General features: G+C 45.1%; 22 protein-coding genes. 1 reads left to right on the top strand and 21 read right to left on the bottom strand.

What is annotated here, in order from left to right:
- Positions 1-156: 156 nt before the first annotated feature.
- The 20 genes from NST38_RS02515 to NST38_RS02420 all read right to left on the bottom strand — a co-directional run bounded on the left by NST38_RS02515 (position 157) and on the right by NST38_RS02420 (position 22,400).
- The gene (locus NST38_RS02515; RefSeq protein ID WP_076253860.1) at positions 157-2,082 is read right to left on the bottom strand and encodes a PTS fructose transporter subunit IIABC; all 1,926 of its coding nucleotides are present in this window, start codon (positions 2,080-2,082) and stop codon (positions 157-159) included.
- 15 nt (positions 2,083-2,097) lie between these two features.
- Entirely contained in the window at positions 2,098-2,976 is an 879-nt protein-coding gene (locus NST38_RS02510; RefSeq protein WP_036616777.1) for a ketose-bisphosphate aldolase, read from the bottom strand.
- Between the two features lie 17 nt (positions 2,977-2,993).
- Positions 2,994-4,859, bottom strand: a complete 1,866-nt coding sequence (locus NST38_RS02505) for a BglG family transcription antiterminator (protein ID WP_076253861.1) — start codon at positions 4,857-4,859, stop codon at positions 2,994-2,996.
- Positions 4,860-5,163: 304 nt separating this feature from the next.
- The gene (locus NST38_RS02500; protein ID WP_076253862.1) at positions 5,164-6,456 is read right to left on the bottom strand and encodes an arsenic transporter; all 1,293 of its coding nucleotides are present in this window, start codon (positions 6,454-6,456) and stop codon (positions 5,164-5,166) included.
- A gap of 188 nt (positions 6,457-6,644) precedes the next feature.
- Entirely contained in the window at positions 6,645-8,732 is a 2,088-nt protein-coding gene (locus NST38_RS02495; RefSeq protein WP_341343770.1) for a methyl-accepting chemotaxis protein, read from the bottom strand.
- A 173-nt stretch (positions 8,733-8,905) separates the two neighbouring features.
- Positions 8,906-9,964 carry an EAL domain-containing protein gene (locus NST38_RS02490; protein ID WP_341343769.1) on the bottom strand — a complete coding sequence of 353 codons (1,059 nt, stop codon included), beginning with the start codon at positions 9,962-9,964 and terminating at the stop codon, positions 8,906-8,908.
- 212 nt (positions 9,965-10,176) lie between these two features.
- Positions 10,177-12,450 carry a bifunctional 2',3'-cyclic-nucleotide 2'-phosphodiesterase/3'-nucleotidase gene (locus NST38_RS02485; RefSeq protein ID WP_445933715.1) on the bottom strand — a complete coding sequence of 758 codons (2,274 nt, stop codon included), beginning with the start codon at positions 12,448-12,450 and terminating at the stop codon, positions 10,177-10,179.
- Between the two features lie 477 nt (positions 12,451-12,927).
- Positions 12,928-13,344 carry a pyridoxamine 5'-phosphate oxidase family protein gene (locus NST38_RS02480; RefSeq protein ID WP_017690978.1) on the bottom strand — a complete coding sequence of 139 codons (417 nt, stop codon included), beginning with the start codon at positions 13,342-13,344 and terminating at the stop codon, positions 12,928-12,930.
- A 455-nt stretch (positions 13,345-13,799) separates the two neighbouring features.
- A complete protein-coding gene (locus tag NST38_RS02475; protein WP_076253864.1) occupies positions 13,800-14,258 on the bottom strand; it encodes an NUDIX domain-containing protein in 459 nt (152 codons plus the stop codon).
- 86 nt (positions 14,259-14,344) lie between these two features.
- On the bottom strand, positions 14,345-15,118 hold the full coding sequence (locus NST38_RS02470) for a LamB/YcsF family protein (protein WP_076253865.1): 774 nt from the start codon (positions 15,116-15,118) through the stop codon (positions 14,345-14,347).
- Positions 15,118-16,149: a 5-oxoprolinase subunit C family protein gene (locus NST38_RS02465; protein ID WP_076253866.1), complete on the bottom strand. Its 1,032-nt coding sequence runs from the start codon at positions 16,147-16,149 to the stop codon at positions 15,118-15,120. Before NST38_RS02465 ends, NST38_RS02470 begins: the two co-directional genes overlap by 1 nt.
- A complete protein-coding gene (pxpB, locus tag NST38_RS02460) occupies positions 16,146-16,865 on the bottom strand; it encodes a 5-oxoprolinase subunit PxpB (protein ID WP_076253867.1) in 720 nt (239 codons plus the stop codon). Before pxpB ends, NST38_RS02465 begins: the two co-directional genes overlap by 4 nt.
- A gap of 38 nt (positions 16,866-16,903) precedes the next feature.
- Entirely contained in the window at positions 16,904-17,737 is an 834-nt protein-coding gene (locus NST38_RS02455) for a DUF2785 domain-containing protein (RefSeq protein ID WP_083685030.1), read from the bottom strand.
- Between the two features lie 3 nt (positions 17,738-17,740).
- Positions 17,741-18,331: a histidine phosphatase family protein gene (locus tag NST38_RS02450; RefSeq protein ID WP_036616758.1), complete on the bottom strand. Its 591-nt coding sequence runs from the start codon at positions 18,329-18,331 to the stop codon at positions 17,741-17,743.
- The gene (locus NST38_RS02445) at positions 18,328-18,918 is read right to left on the bottom strand and encodes a DUF1572 family protein (protein ID WP_036616755.1); all 591 of its coding nucleotides are present in this window, start codon (positions 18,916-18,918) and stop codon (positions 18,328-18,330) included. Before NST38_RS02445 ends, NST38_RS02450 begins: the two co-directional genes overlap by 4 nt.
- Before the next feature lie 68 nt (positions 18,919-18,986).
- Positions 18,987-19,316: a DUF952 domain-containing protein gene (locus NST38_RS02440; protein WP_036673184.1), complete on the bottom strand. Its 330-nt coding sequence runs from the start codon at positions 19,314-19,316 to the stop codon at positions 18,987-18,989.
- Positions 19,317-19,367: 51 nt separating this feature from the next.
- The gene (locus NST38_RS02435; RefSeq protein ID WP_076253868.1) at positions 19,368-19,925 is read right to left on the bottom strand and encodes a GNAT family N-acetyltransferase; all 558 of its coding nucleotides are present in this window, start codon (positions 19,923-19,925) and stop codon (positions 19,368-19,370) included.
- Positions 19,926-19,953: 28 nt separating this feature from the next.
- Complete coding sequence (locus tag NST38_RS02430) at positions 19,954-20,361, bottom strand: ribosomal maturation YjgA family protein (protein WP_076253869.1); 408 nt, start codon at positions 20,359-20,361, stop codon at positions 19,954-19,956.
- Between the two features lie 4 nt (positions 20,362-20,365).
- On the bottom strand, positions 20,366-20,917 hold the full coding sequence (locus NST38_RS02425) for a GrpB family protein (RefSeq protein ID WP_076253870.1): 552 nt from the start codon (positions 20,915-20,917) through the stop codon (positions 20,366-20,368).
- A gap of 376 nt (positions 20,918-21,293) precedes the next feature.
- The gene (locus tag NST38_RS02420; RefSeq protein WP_076253872.1) at positions 21,294-22,400 is read right to left on the bottom strand and encodes an Ig-like domain-containing protein; all 1,107 of its coding nucleotides are present in this window, start codon (positions 22,398-22,400) and stop codon (positions 21,294-21,296) included.
- A gap of 181 nt (positions 22,401-22,581) precedes the next feature.
- Between NST38_RS02420 and NST38_RS02415 the strand changes: the two genes are divergently transcribed.
- On the top strand, positions 22,582-22,785 hold the full coding sequence (locus NST38_RS02415; RefSeq protein WP_076253873.1) for a hypothetical protein: 204 nt from the start codon (positions 22,582-22,584) through the stop codon (positions 22,783-22,785).
- Between the two features lie 223 nt (positions 22,786-23,008).
- Here NST38_RS02415 and serS read toward each other — a convergent pair whose 3' ends face one another.
- Positions 23,009-24,307 (bottom strand): serine--tRNA ligase, encoded by a 1,299-nt coding sequence (gene serS / locus NST38_RS02410; RefSeq protein ID WP_076253874.1) that lies wholly within the window; start codon positions 24,305-24,307, stop codon positions 23,009-23,011.
- Positions 24,308-24,575: the final 268 nt, after the last annotated feature.

Here is a 24,575-nt window from a genome sequence, read left to right as displayed (position 1 = left end):
AGGCATTTCAATCTCCTGCCTGGGAAGTAGGCAAAAAGGCCAGCCCTATAAAAGGCTGGCCTTGTGTAAATACTTAATGTAGATATTGAATCAATCCGTTATATAGAACAATCAACTGCCTCACAGCCAGTGCATGGCACCAGGTGGTTAGAGAATTTATGCAGATTTCATAGTTGTTAAGGCTTTTTTATCTGACGGGTCGCTTGAATTACTTTTTGGTTGATATACAGGTTTCTTTAACAATCCAATCATACAAGCTGTAATGATGGAACCAACTAAAATACAGACAATATACAATAATGGATTACTTGCCGCAATGGGAATAACAAAGATTCCACCGTGAGGAGCTTGTAACGAAATGCCTAGAGCCATGCACATTCCTCCACCAATCGCTGCACCTACAATATTGGATGGAATAACTCGCAAGGGATCATTTGCGGCAAACGGAATCGCGGCTTCTGTAATAAACGATGCACCCATAATATAAGCGGCTTTGCCTGCATTACGTTCTTCGATTGAAAATTTATTCTTAAATAATGTTGTAGCTAATGCAATACCCAGTGGCGGAACCATACCTCCAACCATCAGAGCAGCAGAAGGTTCAAAGATTTGATTGGCGAACATCGCCAGTCCAAATGCAGATGCTGTTTTGTTAATCGGCCCTCCCATATCAGATGCCATCATTCCTGCCAGAAGTGCTCCTAATAAAATAGCATTAGAACCTGTTAAACCATTTAGCCAACCTTGTAACGACTCATTGATCCAAGCCATCGGACTGTTGATGACAAAATACATAATCAAGGCGGTTATAAATGAACCTACTAATGGCAAGATCAGCACAGGTGACAGGCTTTGCAGTGAGTCAGGAATGCCTTTGACTAATTTTTTCAGAGCTATGATCGTATAACCGGCGATAAATCCAGCCAGCATACCTCCCAAAAAGCCGGAACCTCCAATAGTCGCCAGCATACCTCCAATCATACCAGGTGCCAATCCTGGACGGTCAGCAATACTATACGCAATATACCCTGCTAATACAGGAACCATCAATGCAAAAGCAGCACTACCCCCTGCTGTACTTAAAAAAGCGGCGAAAGCATTATAGTCCGGGCTATTTGGGTCAGCCGCATGAATACCAAACATAAACGAAAGCGCAATCAATATACCGCCTGCCACTACAAAAGGAATCATAAAGGATACACCATTCATAATATGGCTGTATATTTTAGGCTGCTTTAAACGTGTTTTTTCTTTTGCTTCTTTAAGATTACTGTTGCCTTGATTCAAAACGACACCTTTTCCAGCAATCGCATCTTCAATTAACTCTTGTGCATGATGGACTCCATTTTTGACAGAGGTTTTGATCACTGGACGATCGCCAAAAACATCCATATCGACTTTGACATCTGCCGCCACAATAATACCATCAGCTTCAGCAATATCTTCAGGAGTCAATTGATTTCCAACACCTGTTGATCCATTGGTTTGCACTTTAATGTGTACACCGAGTTCCTTGGCCGCATTTTTCAATGCTTCCGCGGCCATAAACGTATGGGCAATTCCTGTAGGACAGCCTGTAACTCCAACCACTTTTTTGCCAGCATACTTTTTAGGACGTTGAAGTGCCTGCGCATCTTGCTCTTCTGCCTGTTCAAATAAACGGACAATCTCTTCTTGATCTCGAGCAAGGATAAGTTTCGCTCTAAATAGTTCATCCATCAAAAAGGTCGAAATTTTGGATAATGTTTGCAAATGCTCTGATGAAGAGCTTTGATCGACTGCGATCATAAAAAATAAATTACATGATTCGGTACTATATTCAATACCGCTTAATGATCTGCCCATAATAATGGCAGGGGACTGTACTCCAGTAGACTTGGCATGTGGAATGGCTATTCCAAATCCCACTTCTGTAGGAACCTGTTCTTCACGTGCCCAGATATCTTTTTTAAATTGCTCAATATCGCTTAAATAGCCGTTATCGTTTAACTTTTGCGACAATTCATCTATTAATTCGGCTTTGGTCGTAGCGGTGACATCTAATATGATATTTTCTGGTTTTAAGACATTAGAAATCTTCATGATGGATCTCTCCTCTTAAATTTCTCCCAGTTTATAAAGGGATGCTTTACCTGTAGAACCGAACAGATCCATTTTTTTCTTCACCAGTTCTGTTGCCGCTTTGGTCGCCTCAGGCATCAGTTGATCCGGTTCATATGCTTTCGGATTCGCATCGAGTGTCGCTCTTAATTGGTTGTAGAATGCTCGCTTCATATCGGTTGATAAATTGATCTTCGCTATCCCATGCTTTACTGCTTCTCTAATCTCTTCATCAGGATTATCTGATCCACCATGCAGCACTAACGGAATTTTTACTTTTTCATGAATTTGTTTCAAACGATCGATTTTGATCGAATGATCTTTGGATTGAGGATAAATACCATGTGAAGTACCTACAGCGACAGCAAGTGTATCGATACCTGTTTGTTCTACAAAAATCGCCGCTTCTTCTGGATTCGTATACAAAATCTCGTCAGCCCCACCTTCCGAGCTGCCTTCATTACTCCCAATCGTACCTAGTTCACCTTCTACAGATACATCGACCAGATGAGCCAGTTCAACCGCTTCCTTGGTTGCCGCAATATTCTCCTCAAAAGGTAAATGAGATGCATCCATCATGACTGATGTATACCCATTGCGAATCGAACGCGTAATATCTTTGATCGTCGCTCCATGATCCAGATGAATAACAAACGGTACTTTGGACTTGGATGCCGCTTCTCGCACATAGGCTATAAACCCATCAGTGACTAGATCAATTTCATTCGGGTGAATCTGCATAATTGCAGGCGAATTCTGCTCCTCTGCGGCTGTAATGACCACTTTGACGAACTCGCTATTGGCTACATTAAATGATCCGACTGCAAATTTATTTTCATACGCTACTTTAAGTAAATCTTTCATATTAATTAACATTTGAATTCCTCCTAGATTTATTTGGAAGACCAGACTTCCAAAAATTCATCGTAATTGGTGATATGGAGTAGTTTTTCTGTCATATTGGTCTGTTTAAACACATCGTAAATTTCTTCGAAAAATTTGGTGTTATTCACCTTCTGATTTTTCGGCGGAATAAACAGAAAAATGATCTGCGCCATCTGATCACCCCATAGCATTTTCTGCTTATTAATCGCTACCAGTACACGTAGTTTTTTGTTATCTCCACAATCAAATGGATGGGGCATCGCGACCAAATTCCCAATATTGGTACTCGACATTTTTTCTCTTTCCACAATACTGGTATATAAATGCTGAATATCGCCTAGTTCTGTAAGTTTTTTTAACAAATCAATTGGATTGTCTTCATTTAGGAAAAAAACATCATCTGGTGATAAATAATATTTGAGTAGTCCACGATTTAACTGAATCGAAATATTCTTCATATCATCACTTGTAATCATTTCACTTACCAGAATGATATTTTGTACATTTAACTGCTGTTGTTCCGCAATCTCGCTCGTTGTGATAATCGTTTCAATTCCTTCGGGAAGAAGATGTATTTCATGATTAGCTAATAGACTATCGATTCTAATATTCGGAAAATAGAGATTAATCTTACGCTCCAATAGCTTGCCGACTAATAGATTTTTGCCATAAATAATTGCAATCCGTTTTCTGTTATCTTGAGAGTTCTCAATAATGCCCATAATGTGTAACGTCAAGTAACCGATTTCATTTTCGGGTATTTTGATATTTAAGCAAAATTGCAATTCTTTTGCCAACACAACTGCGACATTATAAGCATTGGTATATTCTGATTTTATTTGAGCAATAAAAGGATTTTCGACAGGGAAATAATACTTTAATGGGTATAATGATTTGGTAATATGAGCTAATAATCGATCAAGTAACTCTTGGTTTTTGTAGCTAATGAATCCATATTGCTCTCCAACTTTTTGGATCACTGATTTGATTTTTTGTTCCATTTCATTCACGTGTTCATGCCCGATTTCTTCATTTTTTTTAGGTAAGATCTGCAATGCGATCAGCAGGTAACCTAAATACTGATACTCATATTCATCAAAAGGGATATCCATTTCTTGAGCCAGACGGATCAGAATAGATTGGGCTATTTTTAATTCTTCAAAGCTTGTATGATCCAACCTCATATCCTGTTCAGTTATTTTTTGTGCAAGACTTACTCGTTTAAGACTGATCAAAACATTCACACAGATCGAGAATAATTCTTGAAAACTTAGCAATAAATTATACTTGGCAACCTCTTCTTCAATACAAGCGTAGATAAAATGAATAGAAGATTCGTTGAACCAATCGCCAAAATAGTATTGCAGTGCTTCGTCTATCGGCATGTGTTTGAGACAATCGGTAGTGACTAGTTTTTTGAGTAAAATCCGTTTCTCAACTTCGCTTCCTTTAAGCCGGATACCTTGGAAGATAATCGCTTCAATTTCGATGTTCTGCTTTTCTGCTTGAATCGTTTGCACTAATTTTTGCACGTCTTTACGGATCGTTTGAGTCGAAAAATAAAGCGTTCTAGCCAGATCCTCGTACGTAATAAAATCAGTCTGCGATAACAGTGCTTTGATAATATGAAATGCTCTTTCTTCGTCATCATCTTCATTTTTATACAGGCTGGATAAATCCCCGACTAATTTGTATCCTTTGCGAGTATTGCCAATAACCATTGCTTTATCTAAATAATTTTCATTTATTTCTTTGATGTCATTGCGAATCGTTCTAGTCGTTACATTAAATAGATTAGCTAATTCGCTTCCACTCACAAAATCATGCTCAGATTGTTTTAAATGCTCTAATAGCTTAATGTAACGTTTTCTCATTTGGCTTTCCTCCTTACACACATACTAATGCAAGCGCTTTATATCCACCAAGCCTATACTCTTTCCTAATAGTTAGGAAGTGATCGTGTATTCGTTTATGATACCCACTTTTTTTAAATTCTAAGTTAGTATTCTATTTAAGAATCGTTTGGGAAGGAAAACAGAACAAAAAAACCAACCTTCTAAAAAGGTTGGTTTGTGTGTATAGTACCACTACATCCATGACATAAGCGCGATCCTTACAACACTACCTACACTAGGCCCTTAACGGTTTGTTCTGGTTCCAAATGTAATTACGATTGTACTAACCTATAATCCATAGCCATAGCGCCAATCCGGCCAACGTGATCAAAAGTGTCGGGATCGTCAGGATGATACCTGCTTTGAAATAATACCCCCATGTGATCTTCACACCTTTACGGGATAACACATGCAGCCACAGCAATGTGGCAAGTGATCCAATCGGGGTCATTTTGGGACCCAGGTCGGAACCAATGACATTGGCATAGATCAATGCTTCTTGAATGATACCTTCAGTATGTGCGCCCTGGATGGCTAGCAGGTTAATCAACACGGTCGGCAGATTGTTCATCACCGATGATAATACAGCAGCGATAATGCCCATCCCGAGCGAAGCAGCCAGCAGACCATGCTCTGCTATGGCATCCAGCCAGCGGCTCAGATGATCCGTTAACCCTGCATTCCGCAGTCCATATACGACGATATACATGCCCACCGAGAACACCACAATCGACCATGGCGCTTCCTTAATTACCCGTTTCAGATCAACAGCCTCGCTCTTGCGTGCCAACAAAGCGAACAGCAACGCAACAGAGCCAACGATAACCGACACGGGAATCGGCAGAAACTCACTGGATGCATAGGCAACCAATAACAGCCCAAGCATGAACCAGGCGATTCGGAACATCCGTGGATCACGTATCGCTTCCTTCGGGTCACGTGCCGCGGAGATGTCGTAGCGAAGGGGTATGCTTTTGCGATAAAACAAAAACAACATCCCCGTACTCGCTACGATTGAGAACAGATTGGGCACAACCATGCGTACAGCATACTCCACAAATGTAATGCCAAAGAAATCGGCCGAAACAATGTTAACCAGATTGCTGACGACCAGCGGTAACGACGTTGTATCGGCAATAAACCCACTCGCCATCACAAAAGCCAACACCATGCGCTCATCAAACTTCAATGCACGCACCATTGCCAGCACAATTGGCGTCAGAATGAGCGCGGCACCGTCATTCGCGAACAAGGCAGATACCGCGGCTCCCAGAAGAATGGAGTAGAAGAACAGTCTGCGACCGTCTCCTCCAGCCAGCCTAGCCATATGAAGGGCAGCCCATTCGAAGAAACCCGTCTCGTCGAGAATGAGAGAAATCATAATAATGCCGACAAAGGCCAGCGTTGCATTCCATACAATGGATGCTACATCCGAGGCATCGTTTAAGCTGACAACTCCACACAGCAGAGCAAGCAATGCCCCACCAGAGGCAGTCCAACCGATACCCAATCCACGAGGTTGCCAGATCACCAAGGTGATCGTTACTACAAAAATCAGTATTGCTACGTATACCATAGAGCCTCCTGCTGTACCCTGTATCAATATATTATTTCGTTAATTCAATCTTATACTGTAAGATTACACCGCTCTATGCGCGGAATGACCAGACGATATATTTATACAGGGCAACAGGAATATTGTCTATCTTTATTTTCTTTTAATATAAAATGTGTGGTAAGTTATGGTGTTCCTAATTTTAGAATTTATTCTTTACCCTTATCCTTCGGTGTATCCTCCACCATCTTGAACATGCCAAGCAGTCCTTGTAATTGTTCTGCCATGCTATTCAGATGTGCCGAGGATGATGCAATCTCTTCTACCGATGCCAGTTGTTCTTGCGAAGATGCCGACACGGATTCTGTATTCGCAGCCGATTCCTGGGTCACATTCGAAATATCACTCATCGCCTTGGCAACGTGCGATGCACCGCTCTCCAGTTGCTTCGTTGTTGCGGACAAGTCATCCAATGTATGAACAGCATCTTCCACCGCCTCCCGAATCTGAGCAAAGGATTGTCCTGACGTATTCACGGCCTGAATTCCTTCTCCTACCCGAGTCTGAGCTGCATTCATAGCGATTAGAGCGGCATCCATGTCCTGACGGATATTATGAACCACCTCACCAATCTGCGCTGCCGAACTTCCGGATTCTTCTGCCAGTTTGCGTACCTCACCAGCTACAACTGCAAACCCACGCCCCGCATCCCCCGCTCTTGCTGCTTCAATAGAAGCATTTAATGCGAGCAAGTTTGTTTGTTTGGAGATGGATGCAATAACATCAACCATGCTACCAATCTCAACGGAACGGGCATTCAGAGATTGAACCACCGTTCCCAGCTGCTCCACCGTTTCCTGGATACTGTTCATCTGCTCCACAGCCTGTCCTGCTGCCTCATTCCCAGATGAAGCCGCTCCGGACGTATGCCGCATATTTGCCGTAATCGATTGTACACGCTCCGACATCATTCGAACATCTTCTGCCATTCGGCTCATCTGTCCCGATCCGTCTTTCACGCTGTTTACCTGCTGCTCTGCACCTTCAGCCAGTTCCTGAATGGCCAGTGTTGAATGTTCAATCGCTTTGGTAGTTTGTTCTGCACTGGCAGACAATTCTTGAGAAGAAGCAGATACCTGCTCTGTCGTTTCCTGTACGCCCAGAATCATCATCCGCAGGTTATCGACCATACGTTCAAAATACTTCGCTAGTTCTCCGACTTCATCTTTACGCCCTGTTTCCATTTTCACGGTCAAGTCACCTTTACTCACGGCTCTGGCAGATTCCTGCAGTCGTTTAATTGGACGCAGCATGGAGCGTGTAAACCATATAATAAAGAGGAGTGTAAGGAACGTAGCCGCCAGAATAACAATAAATGTGGCCATGCGAATATCCTTACTTGCATTAGTTACTTCACTCTTGAGCATCGTGCCTGCAATTTTCCAGCCTGTTGCTTCATTTGTTGAAAAAATCATCATCTTCGGCTGATCGTTGAACACGTAATCGAATTGACCTTCTGGACCTTCATACATCTCATCCAGCAAGCCACTCGTTTCCGGCGTACCTGCATCTGCTACAGGGGATACGACATAGTTTTTGTTTGCATCCATAATAATGACGTAGCCTTCTTTGCCCACCTTAATGGATGTCTGCTCTTGCAGGTCTGTCAGGTCCAGAGATAAACCGATGACACCGGATTGATCCTTTAATGTTTTGGAGATAAACACAACTGCAACACCATCGGTATTAACAGATACAGCTGATACAACAGCTGTACCTGGCTTTTCCATCGCTAGTTTGTACCATTCCCGCTCTCTAGGGTCAAAAGCATCTCCCCGTGTGCTGCTCGCTGTTGGTTTACCTCGAACCATGACTCCGTCTGTTGTTCCTACAAAAATATTCATGGCATCGGGATGCAAGCCCAGATATTGCTCCAGTTTCAACTGAAGCTCGGGACTATCGTTCTCCCCTTTGATCAGGGTCGGATCAAGAGCATCCGCGAAATAGTTAATGTCATGAATCTTGTAATTCACTTGGCTTTCTACAATGGTATTGGCAGTGCTCACACTTTGCATGGCACTATCCACTAATTGTCCTTGTACGCCATCTTCAGCCATCGTTAGTGTGATTAAGCCGACTGCCAAGCTTGGCAGGAGTAGAACAGCCAGGAAGGAGACCAATAGTTTGTTCCTTATATTCCAGACAAAACCTTTCTTTTTCTTCTTTTTATTTTGACTATGTTTTGGTTTGATAGGTTTCGCTGCTTTCATTGGTTTATTATCCTGAGTTTCACTCATGTCTTTCTCCCCCTCAAAATGTAAAAATGCCCTCTTTCTTTGTATGTATGGATCAATCTAAAAGGCTTATCTTATATATCGGCTAAATGAGGGTATTTATTTGAGAGAAAAATGTGCAGGCACGCCAAACAAGCCACCTCTGATCAGAAGCGACTTGTACAAGGTACAGGTTACTAATTATTCCATGAATTAGATGAAGTATTAGAGTAAGGACCGGCTGGGGGGTGCGCAGAGGGTTTACCAAAATAGTAGCCCTGTGCAAGCTCAATACCTATGGAACGACAGAATTCAAACTCTTCCATTCGTTCGATCCCCTCGGCAAGGACTTGCCCTCCAAATCGACTCGACATCTCAACAATGTGAAGAATTTTCTCTTGTTTGGTCGAATCCTGATCACAACGATCAATAAGACTTCGATCTATTTTGACAAAATCCGGTTCTAACCGATTCATCAACTCTATTGTCGAATATCCGGCACCCACATCATCCAGTGCAACCGACATTCCACGGGAACGATATACCTCAAAGATTTGCTGCAAGATAGGCATATGCTGAATCTGCTCTGTTTCCACGACTTCAAACACAAAATCTTTAGGGTCCAGCGAAAGGCGTTCAATCGCTTCAAACGTATGTGTCAGACAATATTCGGGATTGTATATGGAGGAAGGCAGGAAATTTACGAAGCGTTTGACACCATGCGGCAGAAAAAGGGCACTGGTCTCAATAGCAGTAATACGCGCCAATCGATCCAGAAAAGAATGTAGTCCGGTCTCACGCGCAACTTCAAATAATTCATAGGAACTGAAGGATTTTCCATTCTCAGCAGGACGAAGCAAAAACTCATATCCGATAATCTGCTCCGATGCATCAACGATGGGTTGCATATGACTGCTGAATTGATGCTCCAGAATAATGGAAACAAGCTCCGCATGTTTGAAACGGGACTCCTGCATGGTTAGACTAATCCAGCTTTCTTCATTAGCCTGTTCGTAAATAGGCAGAATCTGAACGGTTAGGGAATCACGTAATGTCGGATCAATTTCGCCGATCTCTTTTATTAAATTCTGAACCGTCTCAAGATTCGAAAAATCCATCCACATCATGTCATCCGACGTCTCGATAAGTCTTCCCGGCGTTTGTAGCGCTTCCAGCAAAGCGGGGGAAATGGGACGCAAGTACAAGGTACCTTGGCCCTCTATAGGATAGATTGGACTGCAGCCACTGCAATTCATGTAGGACCCCCCTTGCCAATTTAGATTCCATGTCCATTAATGTTCACTTGTATATACCCAAAGTTTGTAAATATTATATCATGGGTCTTAAAATTAATCTCTACTGTTTTGATGACTTCCTGTATGACGGTTCTTGGAACAAATATATTCAAATTTGCAGAAAAAAAGACCGACAGTCTGATGACTGTCGGTCTCCCTCAACTTATTAAACTTTAAGAAGCGGGAATCACGATTTTCTGTCCAACTTTCAGGTTATGCACATTTGAGATTTGGTTAGCTGTCGCAAGCTTGCGCCAGTCTACACCATATTTCAAACCTATGCGGTACAAGTTATCGCCTTTTTTCACCACATATACCACTTTGCCGCCCGCTGGTTTCTCAGGCTGTGGCTTGGTCGTTGGTTTGGTTGGAGTAGTCGGCTCCGTAGGTTTAGTTGGCTTTGTAGGTGTTGGAGCAGGCTCCGTACCTGGTTTCGGAGTTGTTGTTGCTTCTCCAGTCAATTTCATGCCGTATTCAGCAAAACCATCATCATTTGTACCAATGAAAGACATCGCCGGGTTTGCTTCAACCAGATCTTTTGCATCCGGGGAAGAAGCAAACACAACTTCAAGATCGTTCAGCGCTGCTGCGGTTAACCCAGCAGATGGCTTAATTGGTGCCAGGGACCAGTTGCCGTCCGCTGCCGGATTAATCGTTTTATTCTCACGGATGTAGTCGATGATCACTTGACGGTTCTCATCCGGTGCAGCCAGAACGATACGTTTACCGTCCGGGTTAGCCAGCTTGGACGAAGAAGCACGGTAGTTATTCGTCGCTACGATGAATTTTTGCGCTGGGTCAATCGGTTTACCGTTAAAACTCAGATCCTTGATCCGGCTTGCCGATGCATTTACAACGGTTGCTTTGCCGTCATACTTGGCTGGTTGTGTCACATCAATCTGATACGTTACACCATCGATAACATCGAAGTTGTACGTTGGGAAGTCATTGTTGATCAGTTGTTGTTGTCCACCTTTAGCCGGGTCGATCTGGTTGAACTGGCCTGCAGACCATTCCAGCCATTCTTTCAGTTCTGCGCCGTTAACCATTACAGCATGTACCGTATTTGGATACACGTACAGGTCAGCAACGTTTTTGATGGCAATGGTGCCTTTAGGGATATTCGTGTAATACGAAGCGCCTGAACGTCCACCGGCTTTGAACGGTGCACCTGCGGACAATACAGGGATTTTCTCATATTCCGTACCTTGCATATGTTTTTCGACATACCATTTCTGTGCATTCGTTACGATCTGAATGGATGGATCATCCTGAACCAGAGCGAAGAAGCTGTTGATGGGTGCAGTCGTTTCGCCCACCGGACCACGAACATACTCCAATGTACCTTCATGCTCTTCATGAACCGCATCAATGATGTCCTGATCAGCCTCTACCAGTGGTTTTTTGTTGGCTGTGTCATAGATTGGGCGTGCTTCCGTTTTGGAATCGACCACTTTCCATTTGCCATCCACTTGTTCTAGATCCAGATCAATAATCCCCAGGTGATCCCCCCAGAATCCTGGCTCTACAGCAGGAACGCCGTTAATGGTGCCCTTCTCCAGGTCTACCCCTTTTTTGCCGGAAAAATCAGCACTTGGGAACACTTTGTGGGCATGTCCAAACAGAATAGCATTAATGCCTTCAACTTGGCTCAGATACAGAACGGAGTTCTCCATCAGATCCGTTTGAGGAATTTCCTCAAATCCGGAGTGAGGAATAGCTACAATAATGTCGGCACCTTTGGCTTTCATTTCAGGAATGAATTTTTTTGCAGTAGCAATAATGTCTTTGGCGATGACCTTACCTTCAAGATTAGCGCTGTCCCATTGCATGATTTGTGGCGGTACAAATCCGATCACACCTACTTTGATCGTATGTTCTTTGCCCGTCTCATCCGTTACTTTTTTATCCAAAATCTCATACGGTGTGAAATAGTTCTTGTCATTTGTCTCATCATCATCACCATCGTCTACATAGACGTTGGCATTAATGTAAGGGAAGTTCGCTCCCTCGAGCGTCATGTCCAGGAAGTCCAGACCATAGTTGAACTCATGGTTACCGATGTTACCTGCATCATAATCGAGCAGATTCATCGCTTTATATACAGGGTGAGTCTCACCCTTTTTCAATGGATCAATTTTGGCAGTGTAGTCTCCCAGCGGATTCCCCTGAATTAGATCCCCGTTATCAAACAGCAGGCTGTTCTTCGCTTCGTCACGGGCTTTCTTAATCAGTGTTGCTGTTTTAGCGAGTCCATATTGGTCTGTCTCTTTGTCGGAATAATAATCATAGTTAACCAGATTGGTATGAATGTCTGTGGTCTCCATGATCCGCAGTTTAACTTTGGTAGCATCCGCAGCCGACACAGGTACCGGAAATACCGCAAGCACGTTTAATGCAACCAAAGCGGCAGTCAGGCTTGATAATACTTTTTTTCTCATTTTCAAAATAACCCCTCCCGGTTATGTACATTGAATCATGCATTAATGGGCAAACGAAGAGCGCAGAAAAAAGATAGATTTCATGGGTTGTGCGTACTGACGCTCTGATGACATGCATCGGAATTTCAGGTAAGTTTATCTCACATGAACATCTATTTATGTCTGTGCTTGTCGTTTACATTCCAAATCATAACGCAATGTTCAGTCATTGAAAAGCATTATTTTTTACATTACCCGCACATACCTAGGCGAGTTTACATTATCATGCGTGAATTCGACATTTTTTTCAACATTTTAGTAGGTATTTAGTGCTTATTATCTTTAAAATACGTATATTACATGTGCCTTACATGTATATCCAATTCAGCGTTATTCATCCATACCAAAAACCGTGAAACCTTAATGGCTTTCACGGTTGGATTAAACTCTGCGCGTATTTTCGCATAAGGACGCTACTTTGCAGAGGTTATGTTCATATTCGGATTATTGTTCCCACACATGATGTTCATGATCTTTCCCTGTATATTCGATACGAGCCGGGGTGATGTCCAGAATGACATAGTTCGGATCATTAGGTCCATCGAACCACGCCTTCAGTTCATCGTTCCACACTTGCTCACGCAATCCTTCGTTCTTCGTCACTTCACAGGTTCCTTCGATCTCAACTACTTCCTTGGAACCACCAGCTTCATAACCAAGTAGCAGGCTAACATTCGGATTATTCTCCAGTTCCTCTACTTTGTGTGTACGGCGGTTCGTTGCCAGATGAATGTTCAGTCCATCGTTGAAAAGCGCCATATAGCGGGATTTCGGTTTACCATTCTCCACAGTGGAGAAACTGCAAAAAGGGTTGTTTTCCAATGCTTTTACAATGTTTTGTTCCAATTCAGTCTGGTTCATGGGAAGTGCTCCTTTCGGTTTGGGGGATATTTGAAGAACTCTTGTAGGCGGCCGTTCCGGGTACGGATCGTTCTTTGGATCGCTGTTATCCCCGGATTTTTTTGATTCCCTTTTCTCAAAGGGAAAATCCGGTGATAAAGGCGAACGCTTTGCTTCCTCAGAATCGATTCCGTCCCCTCCACTACGTCTACTGTTCTTCCAATTAAGGGTGAATAATAAAAAGTACAAGAGAAGTGTAGTTGTTACTACCTCTTTGTGTTTAATGACAGTTCATTAATCCCTTATTACTAGAGACAGCTTAATGCAAATGCTTTTGTAATAAGCCTGTACTTATAGTGTACCCACCTCACCTATGGTGAATCCATGAACCGATACGTTAACGTGACAAAATTGGAAAAGTTCTTTATAAAATTGTTTACATAAAGGGGTTAGCACGATATTTCTTCTTGGCTGATTTAATTCAGATCTCCAAGATAGATTGAAGAAGAGCCTGATTTAAGAAGCAATTCGCCAATTGTTTTTGGATATAAACGAATGTTGGACAGCTCTTCAAGTGCAATCCATTCCACGGCGACTTGGTGGTCATCTGGATTGGAGCCTTCAAAAACGGTTGCCTCCGGATCGATCAGGCTGCACGCAAAATAAAATTCAACCTGATGGATATCTGCATCCCACTCGGCGAATTCATGATTTTTACCGATATACTCCCGGATATGTAACAGCTCTCCCACGTTCACGGCCTGACCAATCTCCTCCAGACATTCGCGTGCGACCGCATCCTTGAGTTCTTCACCTTTCTCCTGTCCTCCACCTGGGAACACATAAGCGGTACCATATTGGTCTTCCAGCCGGATGACCAGCAATCGTCCATCCTGCACAATGACAGCCTTTGCCGAGTTGCGTATGGGTTTCATTCTGTTCATTCACTCCTTGTCATTCCAAAATTTCAAAGTTCAATCCGAACAACCTGATACTACTATTGTTCTGCTGAACATTAATATCATCCCGTGGTATGCGCGGATAACTTAATGCCTTCCGATTCCAGCACACGACGAATCTCTTGAGCAAATGCGAGAGCGTTCGCTCCGTCACCGTGGATACAGACCGTCTCTGCCTTAATGGGAACCAACGTACCGTCCGTGGATACAACGACTTCGTCTTTCACCATCCGAAACACTTGAGCAATCGCTTTTCCCGATTCTTCAATGAGGGCTCCAGCTTGGCTGCGAGGAGTTAACTTTCCGTCCGTCCCATAGGTTCGATCCGCAAACACTTCGCTCACACTACGCAGACCGATGCGATCCGCGGCATGAATCAGCTCACTGCCCGCCAGACCATACAGATACAGTTCAGGCTGCACTTGATAGATCGCCTCGGTGATGGCTTCAGCAAGCTTCGCATCTTCTGCGGCCATATTGTATAAGGCACCATGTGGTTTTACATGATGCATTCGCCCTCCGCTTGCCCGGACAAAGGCATCCAGCGCACCAATCTGATACACCACCATGTCATATGCTTCCCGTGGCGTAATGTCCATACGTCTTCTGCCAAACCCTTGCAAATCCGGCAACCCGGGGTGGGCTCCAATTGCCACCTGATGCTCCAATGCCCTCTCTACCGTCAGCCGCATTGTAGCCGGGTCTCCTGCATGAAACCCGCAGGCAATATTGGCTGATGTAATCAAGGGTAGAATGGACTCATCGGATAGCGTGCGATATACACCATAACTTTCGCCCAGATCACAATTGATATCCAGAGTTTTCGAGGTATTCATTAAGCGCCCCCCATTCCTGCCATTCTTCTGCGTATCAGCTTATCCATGAGCTGCATACTGATTTCCTGTTGCAAATACAACTGTCCAGCTTGATCATGCATAATCTTTTTAAAAGAAATTTGGGTTCCTGGCCTAGCCTGAGCCAGGATAGGTATATCCACCCGAGCTACCTGTGCAATGACAGGATAACCTCCAATCGTCTGATGGTCCGCCATCAAGATGATGGGCTGACCATCCGGTGGCACCTGCACCGTGCCATAGGTAACGGCTTCAGACAGCCGATCCAGGGGCTGATCCAGCTCCATTATGGAGCCTTGCAAGCGATAGCCCATCCGATCGGATTGTGGAGAGATCACGTATTTTTCGGCATAGAATTGTGCAAGACTCTCTTCGCTGAACAGAAAACTATCCTTGCTCTCCATCACACGAATAACAGGTTGCCCATAATAGTCAGGTCTTTCACGTTCAGATAAAAGCCACGCAGGCGCCAATATTCGGTGGTCCCGCTCACTCTCCTTTACCTGCTGCTCCATACGTTGCATCCAACCTTGCGCTTCGACAGAAAGTTCACCATTGGATAACAGATCCCCCACGCGCAAGGCTCGCCCATCCATACCGCCAAGACCTGTCTTGAGGTCTGTACTTCGACTGCCCATCACTTCAGGCACAGCTATTCCACCCGCAATCGCCAGATAACCACGCAAGCCATGACGACATTGACCAAACTTCAGTACACTTCCTGCCCGCACCAACACAGGACGCCACAAAGGTATAGACAGATGATCCACCGTTGCCGTCAGATCGGCTCCACATAATGAGACTAGCTGGCTCTCCTGAAATCGAAGCTCTGGCCCCGTCATCGTCATCTCCAGTACTGCCGCATGTCGGGAGTTGCCCACAAGCATATTGGCTGCTCTGGCTGCAAAGGTGTCCATGACCCCGCCAGGATGAATACCATACCGGCGATAACCGGTTCTGCCTTCATCCTGAACGGTAGATAACAGACCAGGGCGAATCACTTCAATACTCATCGTTCGCCCTCCTTCCGCTTCAACGCCAGATAGTCCTGCATCGTAATCTGTTTGAATCGAACCCGATCACCTGCTACCAGCAAACTCGGTATGTTCTCTTCCGGCCGAAACAACCGGAGTGGCGTTCGTCCAATACATTGCCATCCCCCGGGTGTATCCACTGGATAGATTCCTGTCTGTTTGCCACCGATACCTACTGTGCCCGCCTCAACCCGAAGCCTTGGCGTTGCCCGTCTGGGCGTAGCAATCTGTTCAGACAAACCGCCGAGATACGGAAAACCCGGTGCAAACCCAATCATATGTACGAGATAATCCCCGGATGTATGAATCGCAATAACGTCTTCTGGGGTCAGTCCATGTTCACTGGCAACATAGTCCAGATCAGAGCCCCACTCGCCACCATAACATACGGGAATGGTGACCGTTCTGGGTTTGTTGTCTTGTACGGATTCCTTCATTTGATTCAACTGCTGAAGCAGAATCCGGCATAACTCGGGGTACGGGGAGATGAACGGATCATAAAATAGCGTAACGGACGTATATGAAGGTACCCATTCGATCATGGCTGACAGAGTGCTTTTTTCCAGCAAAGCACATACAGACATCACTCTGCGCTGCACCGCTTCAGACAAACGATCTCCACACTGGATGATAACCGCTGTCTCACCCAGCGGAGATAGGATCTCCTCCGTCCATGCATACGTCAATTCAGTCATGCGCCATCTCCCCCTTTTTCCAAACGTTTAGCGTATCGTTATTTATCTCTCTCCAATGCCTGCAATACTAGTGAACAAAAATCCGGAAACGGCTCATCTTCTTCTGTACGTATCGCAAGATACAGTGTCTGCAAAAACAGACGCACATTCAGGTTCCTATGACTGGTTTCCAGAAGTGATCTGTTCACCGCCTGGTCTCCTTGATGAAGGGAATCGATCCACGTCGTAATATCCTTTGGCTCCAACAGATTGCGACGCAGAATGGTAATCACAGCATGCGCTATTCGCTGATCTTCATCATGGATGTAAACCACACTTGATTCCGTTATTTTTACAGCGAGTGCATGCAGAAGTTCCAGCAGATCCGTTCGCTCCAGATATGGCGATTGTGCCAAGTCTTCAACCGCATCCGCCGCGTGTGCAGGGGCATGCGCCCAGCCCTTGTTATCGGCGTAGCCGCGAACATCTTTTTCACGTTCCAGATATGTAGTCAACCGATGATGAATCCCTGCGATATCCTCTTTGTCCAGGAAAGGACGCTGACGATCCACATTCAGAATGGGAGGCAGTAACAATACGGAGAACGTCCGCGTAAACACACTATCCGTCCCCTGCTCTCCGATCCCATAGAACAGGTGCTGATCGTCCAGCGCCAACTGCAACATATGCCTTAGCTGATCTTCCGAAAATACACCCTGTCCAATCCATGTTGCAAACGCAACATAGATCAATTCATCCCGCAGGACAGGATCAGTACTACCAATATGCTTCATCATATGCAGTGCCAATTCGTAAGGCTGTTCCTCGTGATCAATGGAATGATTAGACGACTGAATATGCTGTAATTTTTGTTTTAACGTCAGAGCATCCATCTATTAAGACTCCCTGGACGAATCCAAATGTACGCTGCAATTGTACAGTTCGCATTGCCACACATTCTCATTCTTGGCGATCCGGGTAATGGATGTGTTGGACAGCTTCACACTGATATCCAGTTCAGGCACCAGACCTCGCAGTGTATTCCGCAGAACGGCTCCGTGACTGACAACGATCACTCTTCCATCGGGGTGCTGCTGTACAATATCTTCAAGCACCGCACTGCCTCGAACAGTCCCTGCATCTGCAAGCTCCCGTCCAAGATCCAGAGTACTCCAATCCGCTCCCCACTTGGCTAACCGTTCCTCTTCCGTCGTTCCTTCGACCTGTCCTCCGCCCATCTCGCGAAGTCTAGGGTCCAGATGAATCTCCTGAATGCCCAAGCGATCACCAATGATGCGAGCTGTCTCACTTGCACGTTCCAAGTCACTTGCATAGATGGCATCCCAGGATTCGTCGGCCAGTCTCGCGGCAAGTAATACCGCCTGTTCCCTGCCTTCCTGATCCAGCGGATTATCCGTCTGTCCCTGCGAACGTTTTTCCTTATTCCACGCTGTACTTCCATGGCGAATCAATGCAATTTGAGTCATTGTTGTTCCTCACCTTTTTCTATATGAAGTTCATCTTCTGTAAAATGTTTGCGTGCCTTCGGTTTGGCAAATTTGCCGCCGTTATATTGATCTGACCCATTTCTCGGAATCGAGAGACTGTCCCAAGCTGTTTCTTTAAGCATTTTCGCGGCAAATACAATCTGCCCAACATGATACGGATAATGCGCCAATTGCCGAATAATGGCCTCCATGACGGTATGACCTTCATTCCGAATATATATGATATGAGACAATTGTTCCGGGGTAAATGAACGAATGGATTCGAGTAGACAATTCCAGCCTTCTTCCCATTTGGAGAGCAACTCTTCCCGGGAAGAAATATCATTCACGAATTCGGCGTCCCGTTCACGCCACGGTTTCTCACCATCTGTTGTCAGTACATCCGTCCAGCGGGACAGCATATTGCCCCATAGATGTTTTACAATTACCGCAATGCTGTTCGCGTCTTCATTCCAAGATTGAAACAATTGCTCGGAATCCAGTTGTGCCATGGCTTTTTCCCCGAGCTGCTTATAATACAGGAATTGCTTCTCGGCTGTCTCCAGAAAAACCTGATTCATATCCATCCGTTAACCACCCTTCGAAAAAGTATAATGTCCCCAGATCACGTCCAAATAGAAGCGTCACATGTTATTTATTCAGGAAATGAGAATGTACCGTCTGCATTCGGTTCAAATGGAATGACTTTGCGAACCGCATCCAGATTGAGCTCACCATAGATATGTGGATATAGTTCATTCAATTCGTAGAGATCCTCATACACCAGTTCCGGCTTCAACGCCTTCTCATCAATACTAAGTAATAACAGATCCGTGCGGCCTGCATAATATTGCCCGGCTACCCATGGGATCTGTTCCTTAGTGGAACAATGAATGAATCCGTCTGTCTCCAGGCTATCTGGTGCATACTCAGTCCCTTTTGACACTTGCTCCCACAACGAACGGGAAATAATACTGTAGATCATGGTTCCGCCTCCTTCAATTTCTGCGATGTACCCTATGTGTCATTGGAAGTATTATAGATCATCCCGGATACGGGAGTACAATTTTTGATCCGTAAATACACCTTTGATCTTCAACTGTTTGCGTAACAAACCTTCGTACGACATGCCCAGCTTCTCCATTACGCGTGCAGAGCCTATGTTGCCTGCATTACATTTCCCATCCAACCGATTGCAGTCCAATTCCTGAAAGCAATAATCCACGATGGGTTGCATCGCTTCTGCTGCGAGCCCCTTACCCCAGTGACTGCTGGCTATCGCGTACCCTAGTTCAGCACTCTGCATGGGTTCGTTGAGATGAAAAATGCCACCCCTCCCGATCAAGGTCCCTGTTTCCTTTAAAACAAAAGCCCAGATATGTACCGTTTTCCGTTCATAATTATCCAGCACCCGCTGAATATATTGAATTGAATCCTCCACCGTCTCATGGCAGTTCCACAAGCTTTGCTGACTCACTCGCGGATCAGAGGCAAACGCATAATATTCATCAAGATCATCCATCGTAAGCCGCCTCAGTTTTAACCGCTGTGTTTCGAATTCGGGCAATTCGGCAAAAAGTTTTTCTACATTCATGTAGCACACCTCCATGATTCACTTGAGTTCATGATCCAGCCATCTTATTTCTCAGGAAATAACGATCTATCATAACCATGCACAGAATACCGACCGTATATCGAATCAGATCGATCACCAGAAAACCATGTCCCAAAATAAGAGCACCTAATACGGTAAAGCGTATCTCAATCAGCCAAGGCGTCTGAATCAACTGCGAGAACTCAATCATCCAGCTGAATACGCAGCTCAAACACATCGCCCATACCAAGCTGCGATGAGGCCACACCATGCGTACTCCGAAATAAATCATGCCCGCCCAACATGCATCTCCGAAATGTTCATGCACCCAATCCGGCAATCGATCACCAAAGTGTCTGGATGCGAGTCCTGCCGCCATGGTCATCATGACTGCGAAGAAATAGATCAGCCTGTCTTTGATAAGTACGCTTTTCAATCAATCACACGCCTTCATCAAGCACTTGTAAAATAAATTGCGTTTTGGCAGCGGTATACGATTCCCTATCTTCCTTGTTCTCATCAGCAAGCTTTGTCTTCAGGACGGCGTAAGCTTCCACCAGATCTGGGCGTTTTCTCAGCACATCCCGAAACCGAATTTGACGATCCCAGCGTTCTTCTCCCGGGCGCATCAGATGAAGGTGTACAGCTCTCTTGCCATCCTTAACCCTGACCCAGAATCGTCTGTACTCCCGTCCATCCAGTTCAGGCGGAACGTACTTCCAGCCCAACGGATTCAGCTGATCCGCAATCAGATCCATGTCATCCCATGACTGTACCTCTGCCATCAGATCAATAATGGGCTTGGCGGGTAACCCTGGAATGGACGTGCTTCCGATATGTTCGAATTGATGAATATTAAACTGCTCTAGAAGACGTTTGAGTTGCCGGATTTCATCCTGAGCCTGCGCATCCCAATTGGGGTTGGCCGGAGCAATCTCTACCGACTCTGTCGCCCAGGCAGGCCAATTTTCCGGTTGAATTGGATCTTTCATTCAGGTATCTCCTCTTCACCATGACATTTTAAATGGTAACCTTCTCTGTATTTTTCATAGGTGCGTTGCTTCATGCGCTTAATCGTAGTACTCCGTTGAAATGTAAGTATGGAACTTAGGGATAGAAAAAGATATTTCAGGTAAGCCAGATCACTAGAGTTAGAGTCTGAGCTTATAATCGAAGCTTTCATATTCATCCCATCCAATCCCCTTATATAGTTGTTGAAGCAGAAGGCATTTCAGATACATATTTCTATATATCCAAAAAAGGAGCGTATGTCTACGCCCCTAGTTGTCTGTTACCTTGATGATTTTAACGATGTCATGTACTGAAACTAATTTTTGGATCATGCAAGATGCTTTATTATATGAAGATTTATTTTACCGTAACAGGGATCGTCACTTTTTTGTTGCCCCACTTGGCCGTGATGGACGTTTTCCCTTTGCCTACAGCCACAATCTTGCCATTTGTTACTGTCGCTACGCCCGGCTTTGTGCTGCTCCACACCGCACTGTTGGTCACAACAGTGGTCTTGCCCGTATCATACTGTGCCATCACACTCAGCGTTGTACTTCCCTGTGGGGACAAAACCAGTTTTTTCTGGCCTGTAATGAGCTTTTTGAGCAAAGGTACAACGGTAACCTCTGCCTTTATTGTCTGATTTTGATAAGTTCCTGTCAAGGTGGCTTGTCCTTCTGTCAGTGTCTTAACGGCTCCATTTTTCACGATAGCTACATTTGTGTTGGAAGAGGTCCATATGATTTGTTTCGAAAGGTTGATCGTTTTGCCATTCGCGTAGGTGCCGATAACCTTCAACGCTTTGGACTTCTTGATATTCAGCTGCATAGTTGCAGGGGTAACCTCGACTTTGGTAATCTCGTCCGTCACAGCAACGGGGACTTTCACGATCGTTGTTCCATATTTGCCTTGCAGCAATACTCTGCCAGGTGTAACGCCTTTGATTTTACCGTTTTCCAGCACAGCCGAAGAAGTGGATACGGACCACACAATCTCAGATGTCACATCCTCTTCCTTACCATTCGCACGGGTAATGCTTACTTTCGGAAGGGTGCTTTCACTGCCTTTAACAAAACTGTAGGATTTCGGTGAAGCTTTGATGCTTTTGATCTTCTCCTGAACTTGGACAACCAACTGAGCTTTAGCCCCGTCTACCTGTGCAAAAATGGTTGCTTCGCCCGCGGCCACAGCCTTGACTTTGCCTTTCACCATCGTCGCGACTGCTGCATTACTGGTGGACCAAGTCACGCCTTGGGTAACATCCTGCTTGTTATCAAAACCTTCTACCGTTGCCATCACCTGAAGCGCAGCTGTTTCGGAGACACTCATCTTCTGCGGGCTGCTATTGGTAATTTCAATCGATGTCACGTCACCGGTAGCCGCCAAAGCCAACGAAGGGACCAGTACGGTCAATGCAATCATTAGAGCAAGTGTGCCTCGAAGCGCCAGTTTGATTCTATTCATTTTTAATTTCCAACTCCCATAATCCAATATTTTACTTCTATTATATTATATCGGATACGAATTGCATAAAGTTGAATAACATAAGTGAGAGTCTTGGAACAATTCATGATTTTCATTGTATAATATGGGAAGGTCGCGTAATACTGTTTTAATAAACCTAAAAAATGGGGTGGGATATTGTATGATCGAAAAGAATTTGCTTGATATGGTTTCACCTAAAAATAACCGTAAACGTATGAAAGCTATCGTCACTTCGACATCCACCAAGATTCGTCCTGAAGACGAAATGGTTCTATTGATGAAAACAGCCCGCAATCGTTTCAAAAAAGCCCTTGAATCTGGACAAATTGAAATCATTAACGAGCGTGAATGGAAGCTGCGTTGACATTTAAGAAATAATTTTATTTACTTACATAAACGAAGAAATTTTAATCAAAGAAGCAAGCTATATCTGAGGTTCAAGCACTTACCGGATCAGTTCAGCACAACATAGTAGGAAATTGGCTCGTTAAATAGTGTTACCATTGAAAATGGGATGCCCATCGTCACATGCAACATGACGTTTGGAACATCCCCTTTTTGAATTACTAAAGTGTTACCTAACCTCTCTACTTCACTTCATCCTGCTCTGGCAAAATCAAGCTCTCGGCGCCGCCCATATATGGCCGCAGGGCTACCGGAATGCGAATGCTTCCATCCTCCTGCTGATGATTCTCAAGCAACGGAATCAGGATACGCGGCGATGCCACCGCCGTATTATTGAGCGTGTGACAATACGCCAACTTGCCTTCGGCATCGAGGCAACGAATATTTGATCGGCGAGCCTGAAAATCATGCAGATTCGACGACGAATGTGTTTCTCCATATGCACCGCGGCTTGGCATCCAGGTCTCGATGTCATACTGTTTGTACGTTTTCTGCGACATATCTCCGGTACATACAGCGACAACACGATACGGCAGTTCCAGTAATTGCAGCAATTCTTCGGCGTGTCCTGTAATCTCTTGCAACATGCGCTCCGATTCTTCCGCATCAGGAGCACAGAGAATGACCTGCTCAACTTTGGCAAATTGGTGCACACGGTATAATCCGCGTACATCCCGTCCGCCGGAGCCAACTTCACTGCGGAAACACGTCGATACCGCGGCCAGCTTCACAGGCTCTTGAACATCAACAATCTCATCCGCATAATACGAGACCAGCGGCACTTCAGAAGTTCCCACCAGCCACTTGTTCTCCCCTTCGAGTTCATAGACCTGATCTCGACCGGTTGGGAAGAATCCGGTGTTCACCAGTGCATCCTCCCTGACCATCAGCGGAACCTCCATCGGTGTGAAGCCGTGCTTCAGAAGCAAATCAAGCGCAAGTTGCTGTACTGCTCGATGTAATAACAGGCCAGCGCCTTTTAATACATAGCTTCGCGTACCGCCAATCTTAACTCCACGGGGAATATCGATGAGATCATGCAACTCCCCAAGTTCCACGTGATCTTTGGTGTTATACTCGAACGTTGGCACCTCTCCCACACGTCGTAGCTCTACATTGTCTACGTCCGACAAGCCATTGGGGGTATCCGGGGACACGATATTGGGTACCAGCCATTGTAGCTTGGTTACTTCCTCCTGCACAGGGGCGAGCCTCGCTTCCACCTGTTCCAACTGTTCATTGATCTGTTTCACCTGAGCCCGCAAACCCTCGGCCTGTTCCCGATTCCCGGCCTGCATGAGTCTGCCAATGTCCGCGGATAACGTATTGCGCAATCTGCGTCCTTCTTCCGATTCCTGCAAAAGTGCCCTGCGTTCCTCATCCCGCTCTAACAATGTGCGAATGTTGATCTTGATTTTTTTCCCGTCTGCCGCTGCCTGAACCTCTTCTGCATGTGCCCGAATCCATTTCATTTCTAACATGGTCACCGTCTCCTTTGGCTGTAAAAATACAAAGAGCGCCCTCATCCCTTGGGACGAGGAGCGCTCTGCTCGCGGTGCCACCCAACTTGCTGAATCAGGATATCCTGCTTCCAGCCTCTTGGTCCGCGATAACGGGCGGTTCCGGTTAACTTGGGGAAATATCGCTCCCCTGGCGAAAACGCCTCCGAGTTGGATGCTCTTCAACGGCATGGTCCGATCTGTAATTGTTGGTCTCAGTATATACGAACGCCGGACCAGATTGCAACCT

It is taken from the genome of Paenibacillus sp. FSL H8-0104 (genome assembly GCF_038050215.1).
Lineage (GTDB): Bacteria > Bacillota > Bacilli > Paenibacillales > Paenibacillaceae > Paenibacillus > Paenibacillus amylolyticus.
This window is presented reverse-complemented; position numbering and strand designations above follow the sequence as displayed.

Bases quoted from the DNA above. Each gene is read 5' to 3' on its own strand.
- NST38_RS02515 (WP_076253860.1), bottom strand. From the start codon at position 2,082: ATGAAGATTTCTAATGTCTTAAAACCAGAAAATATCATATTAGATGTC.
- NST38_RS02510 (WP_036616777.1), bottom strand. From the start codon at position 2,976: ATGTTAATTAATATGAAAGATTTACTTAAAGTAGCGTATGAAAATAAA.
- NST38_RS02505 (WP_076253861.1), bottom strand. From the start codon at position 4,859: ATGAGAAAACGTTACATTAAGCTATTAGAGCATTTAAAACAATCTGAG.
- NST38_RS02500 (WP_076253862.1), bottom strand. From the start codon at position 6,456: ATGGTATACGTAGCAATACTGATTTTTGTAGTAACGATCACCTTGGTG.
- NST38_RS02495 (WP_341343770.1), bottom strand. From the start codon at position 8,732: ATGAGTGAAACTCAGGATAATAAACCAATGAAAGCAGCGAAACCTATC.
- NST38_RS02490 (WP_341343769.1), bottom strand. From the start codon at position 9,964: ATGAATTGCAGTGGCTGCAGTCCAATCTATCCTATAGAGGGCCAAGGT.
- NST38_RS02480 (WP_017690978.1), bottom strand. From the start codon at position 13,344: ATGAACCAGACTGAATTGGAACAAAACATTGTAAAAGCATTGGAAAAC.
- NST38_RS02475 (WP_076253864.1), bottom strand. From the start codon at position 14,258: ATGAAACCCATACGCAACTCGGCAAAGGCTGTCATTGTGCAGGATGGA.
- NST38_RS02470 (WP_076253865.1), bottom strand. From the start codon at position 15,118: ATGAATACCTCGAAAACTCTGGATATCAATTGTGATCTGGGCGAAAGT.
- NST38_RS02465 (WP_076253866.1), bottom strand. From the start codon at position 16,149: ATGAGTATTGAAGTGATTCGCCCTGGTCTGTTATCTACCGTTCAGGAT.
- pxpB (WP_076253867.1), bottom strand. From the start codon at position 16,865: ATGACTGAATTGACGTATGCATGGACGGAGGAGATCCTATCTCCGCTG.
- NST38_RS02455 (WP_083685030.1), bottom strand. From the start codon at position 17,737: ATGGATGCTCTGACGTTAAAACAAAAATTACAGCATATTCAGTCGTCT.
- NST38_RS02450 (WP_036616758.1), bottom strand. From the start codon at position 18,331: ATGACTCAAATTGCATTGATTCGCCATGGAAGTACAGCGTGGAATAAG.
- NST38_RS02445 (WP_036616755.1), bottom strand. From the start codon at position 18,918: ATGGATATGAATCAGGTTTTTCTGGAGACAGCCGAGAAGCAATTCCTG.
- NST38_RS02440 (WP_036673184.1), bottom strand. From the start codon at position 19,316: ATGATCTACAGTATTATTTCCCGTTCGTTGTGGGAGCAAGTGTCAAAA.
- NST38_RS02435 (WP_076253868.1), bottom strand. From the start codon at position 19,925: ATGAATGTAGAAAAACTTTTTGCCGAATTGCCCGAATTCGAAACACAG.
- NST38_RS02425 (WP_076253870.1), bottom strand. From the start codon at position 20,917: ATGAAAGATCCAATTCAACCGGAAAATTGGCCTGCCTGGGCGACAGAG.
- NST38_RS02420 (WP_076253872.1), bottom strand. From the start codon at position 22,400: ATGAATAGAATCAAACTGGCGCTTCGAGGCACACTTGCTCTAATGATT.
- NST38_RS02415 (WP_076253873.1), top strand. From the start codon at position 22,582: ATGATCGAAAAGAATTTGCTTGATATGGTTTCACCTAAAAATAACCGT.
- serS (WP_076253874.1), bottom strand. From the start codon at position 24,307: ATGTTAGAAATGAAATGGATTCGGGCACATGCAGAAGAGGTTCAGGCA.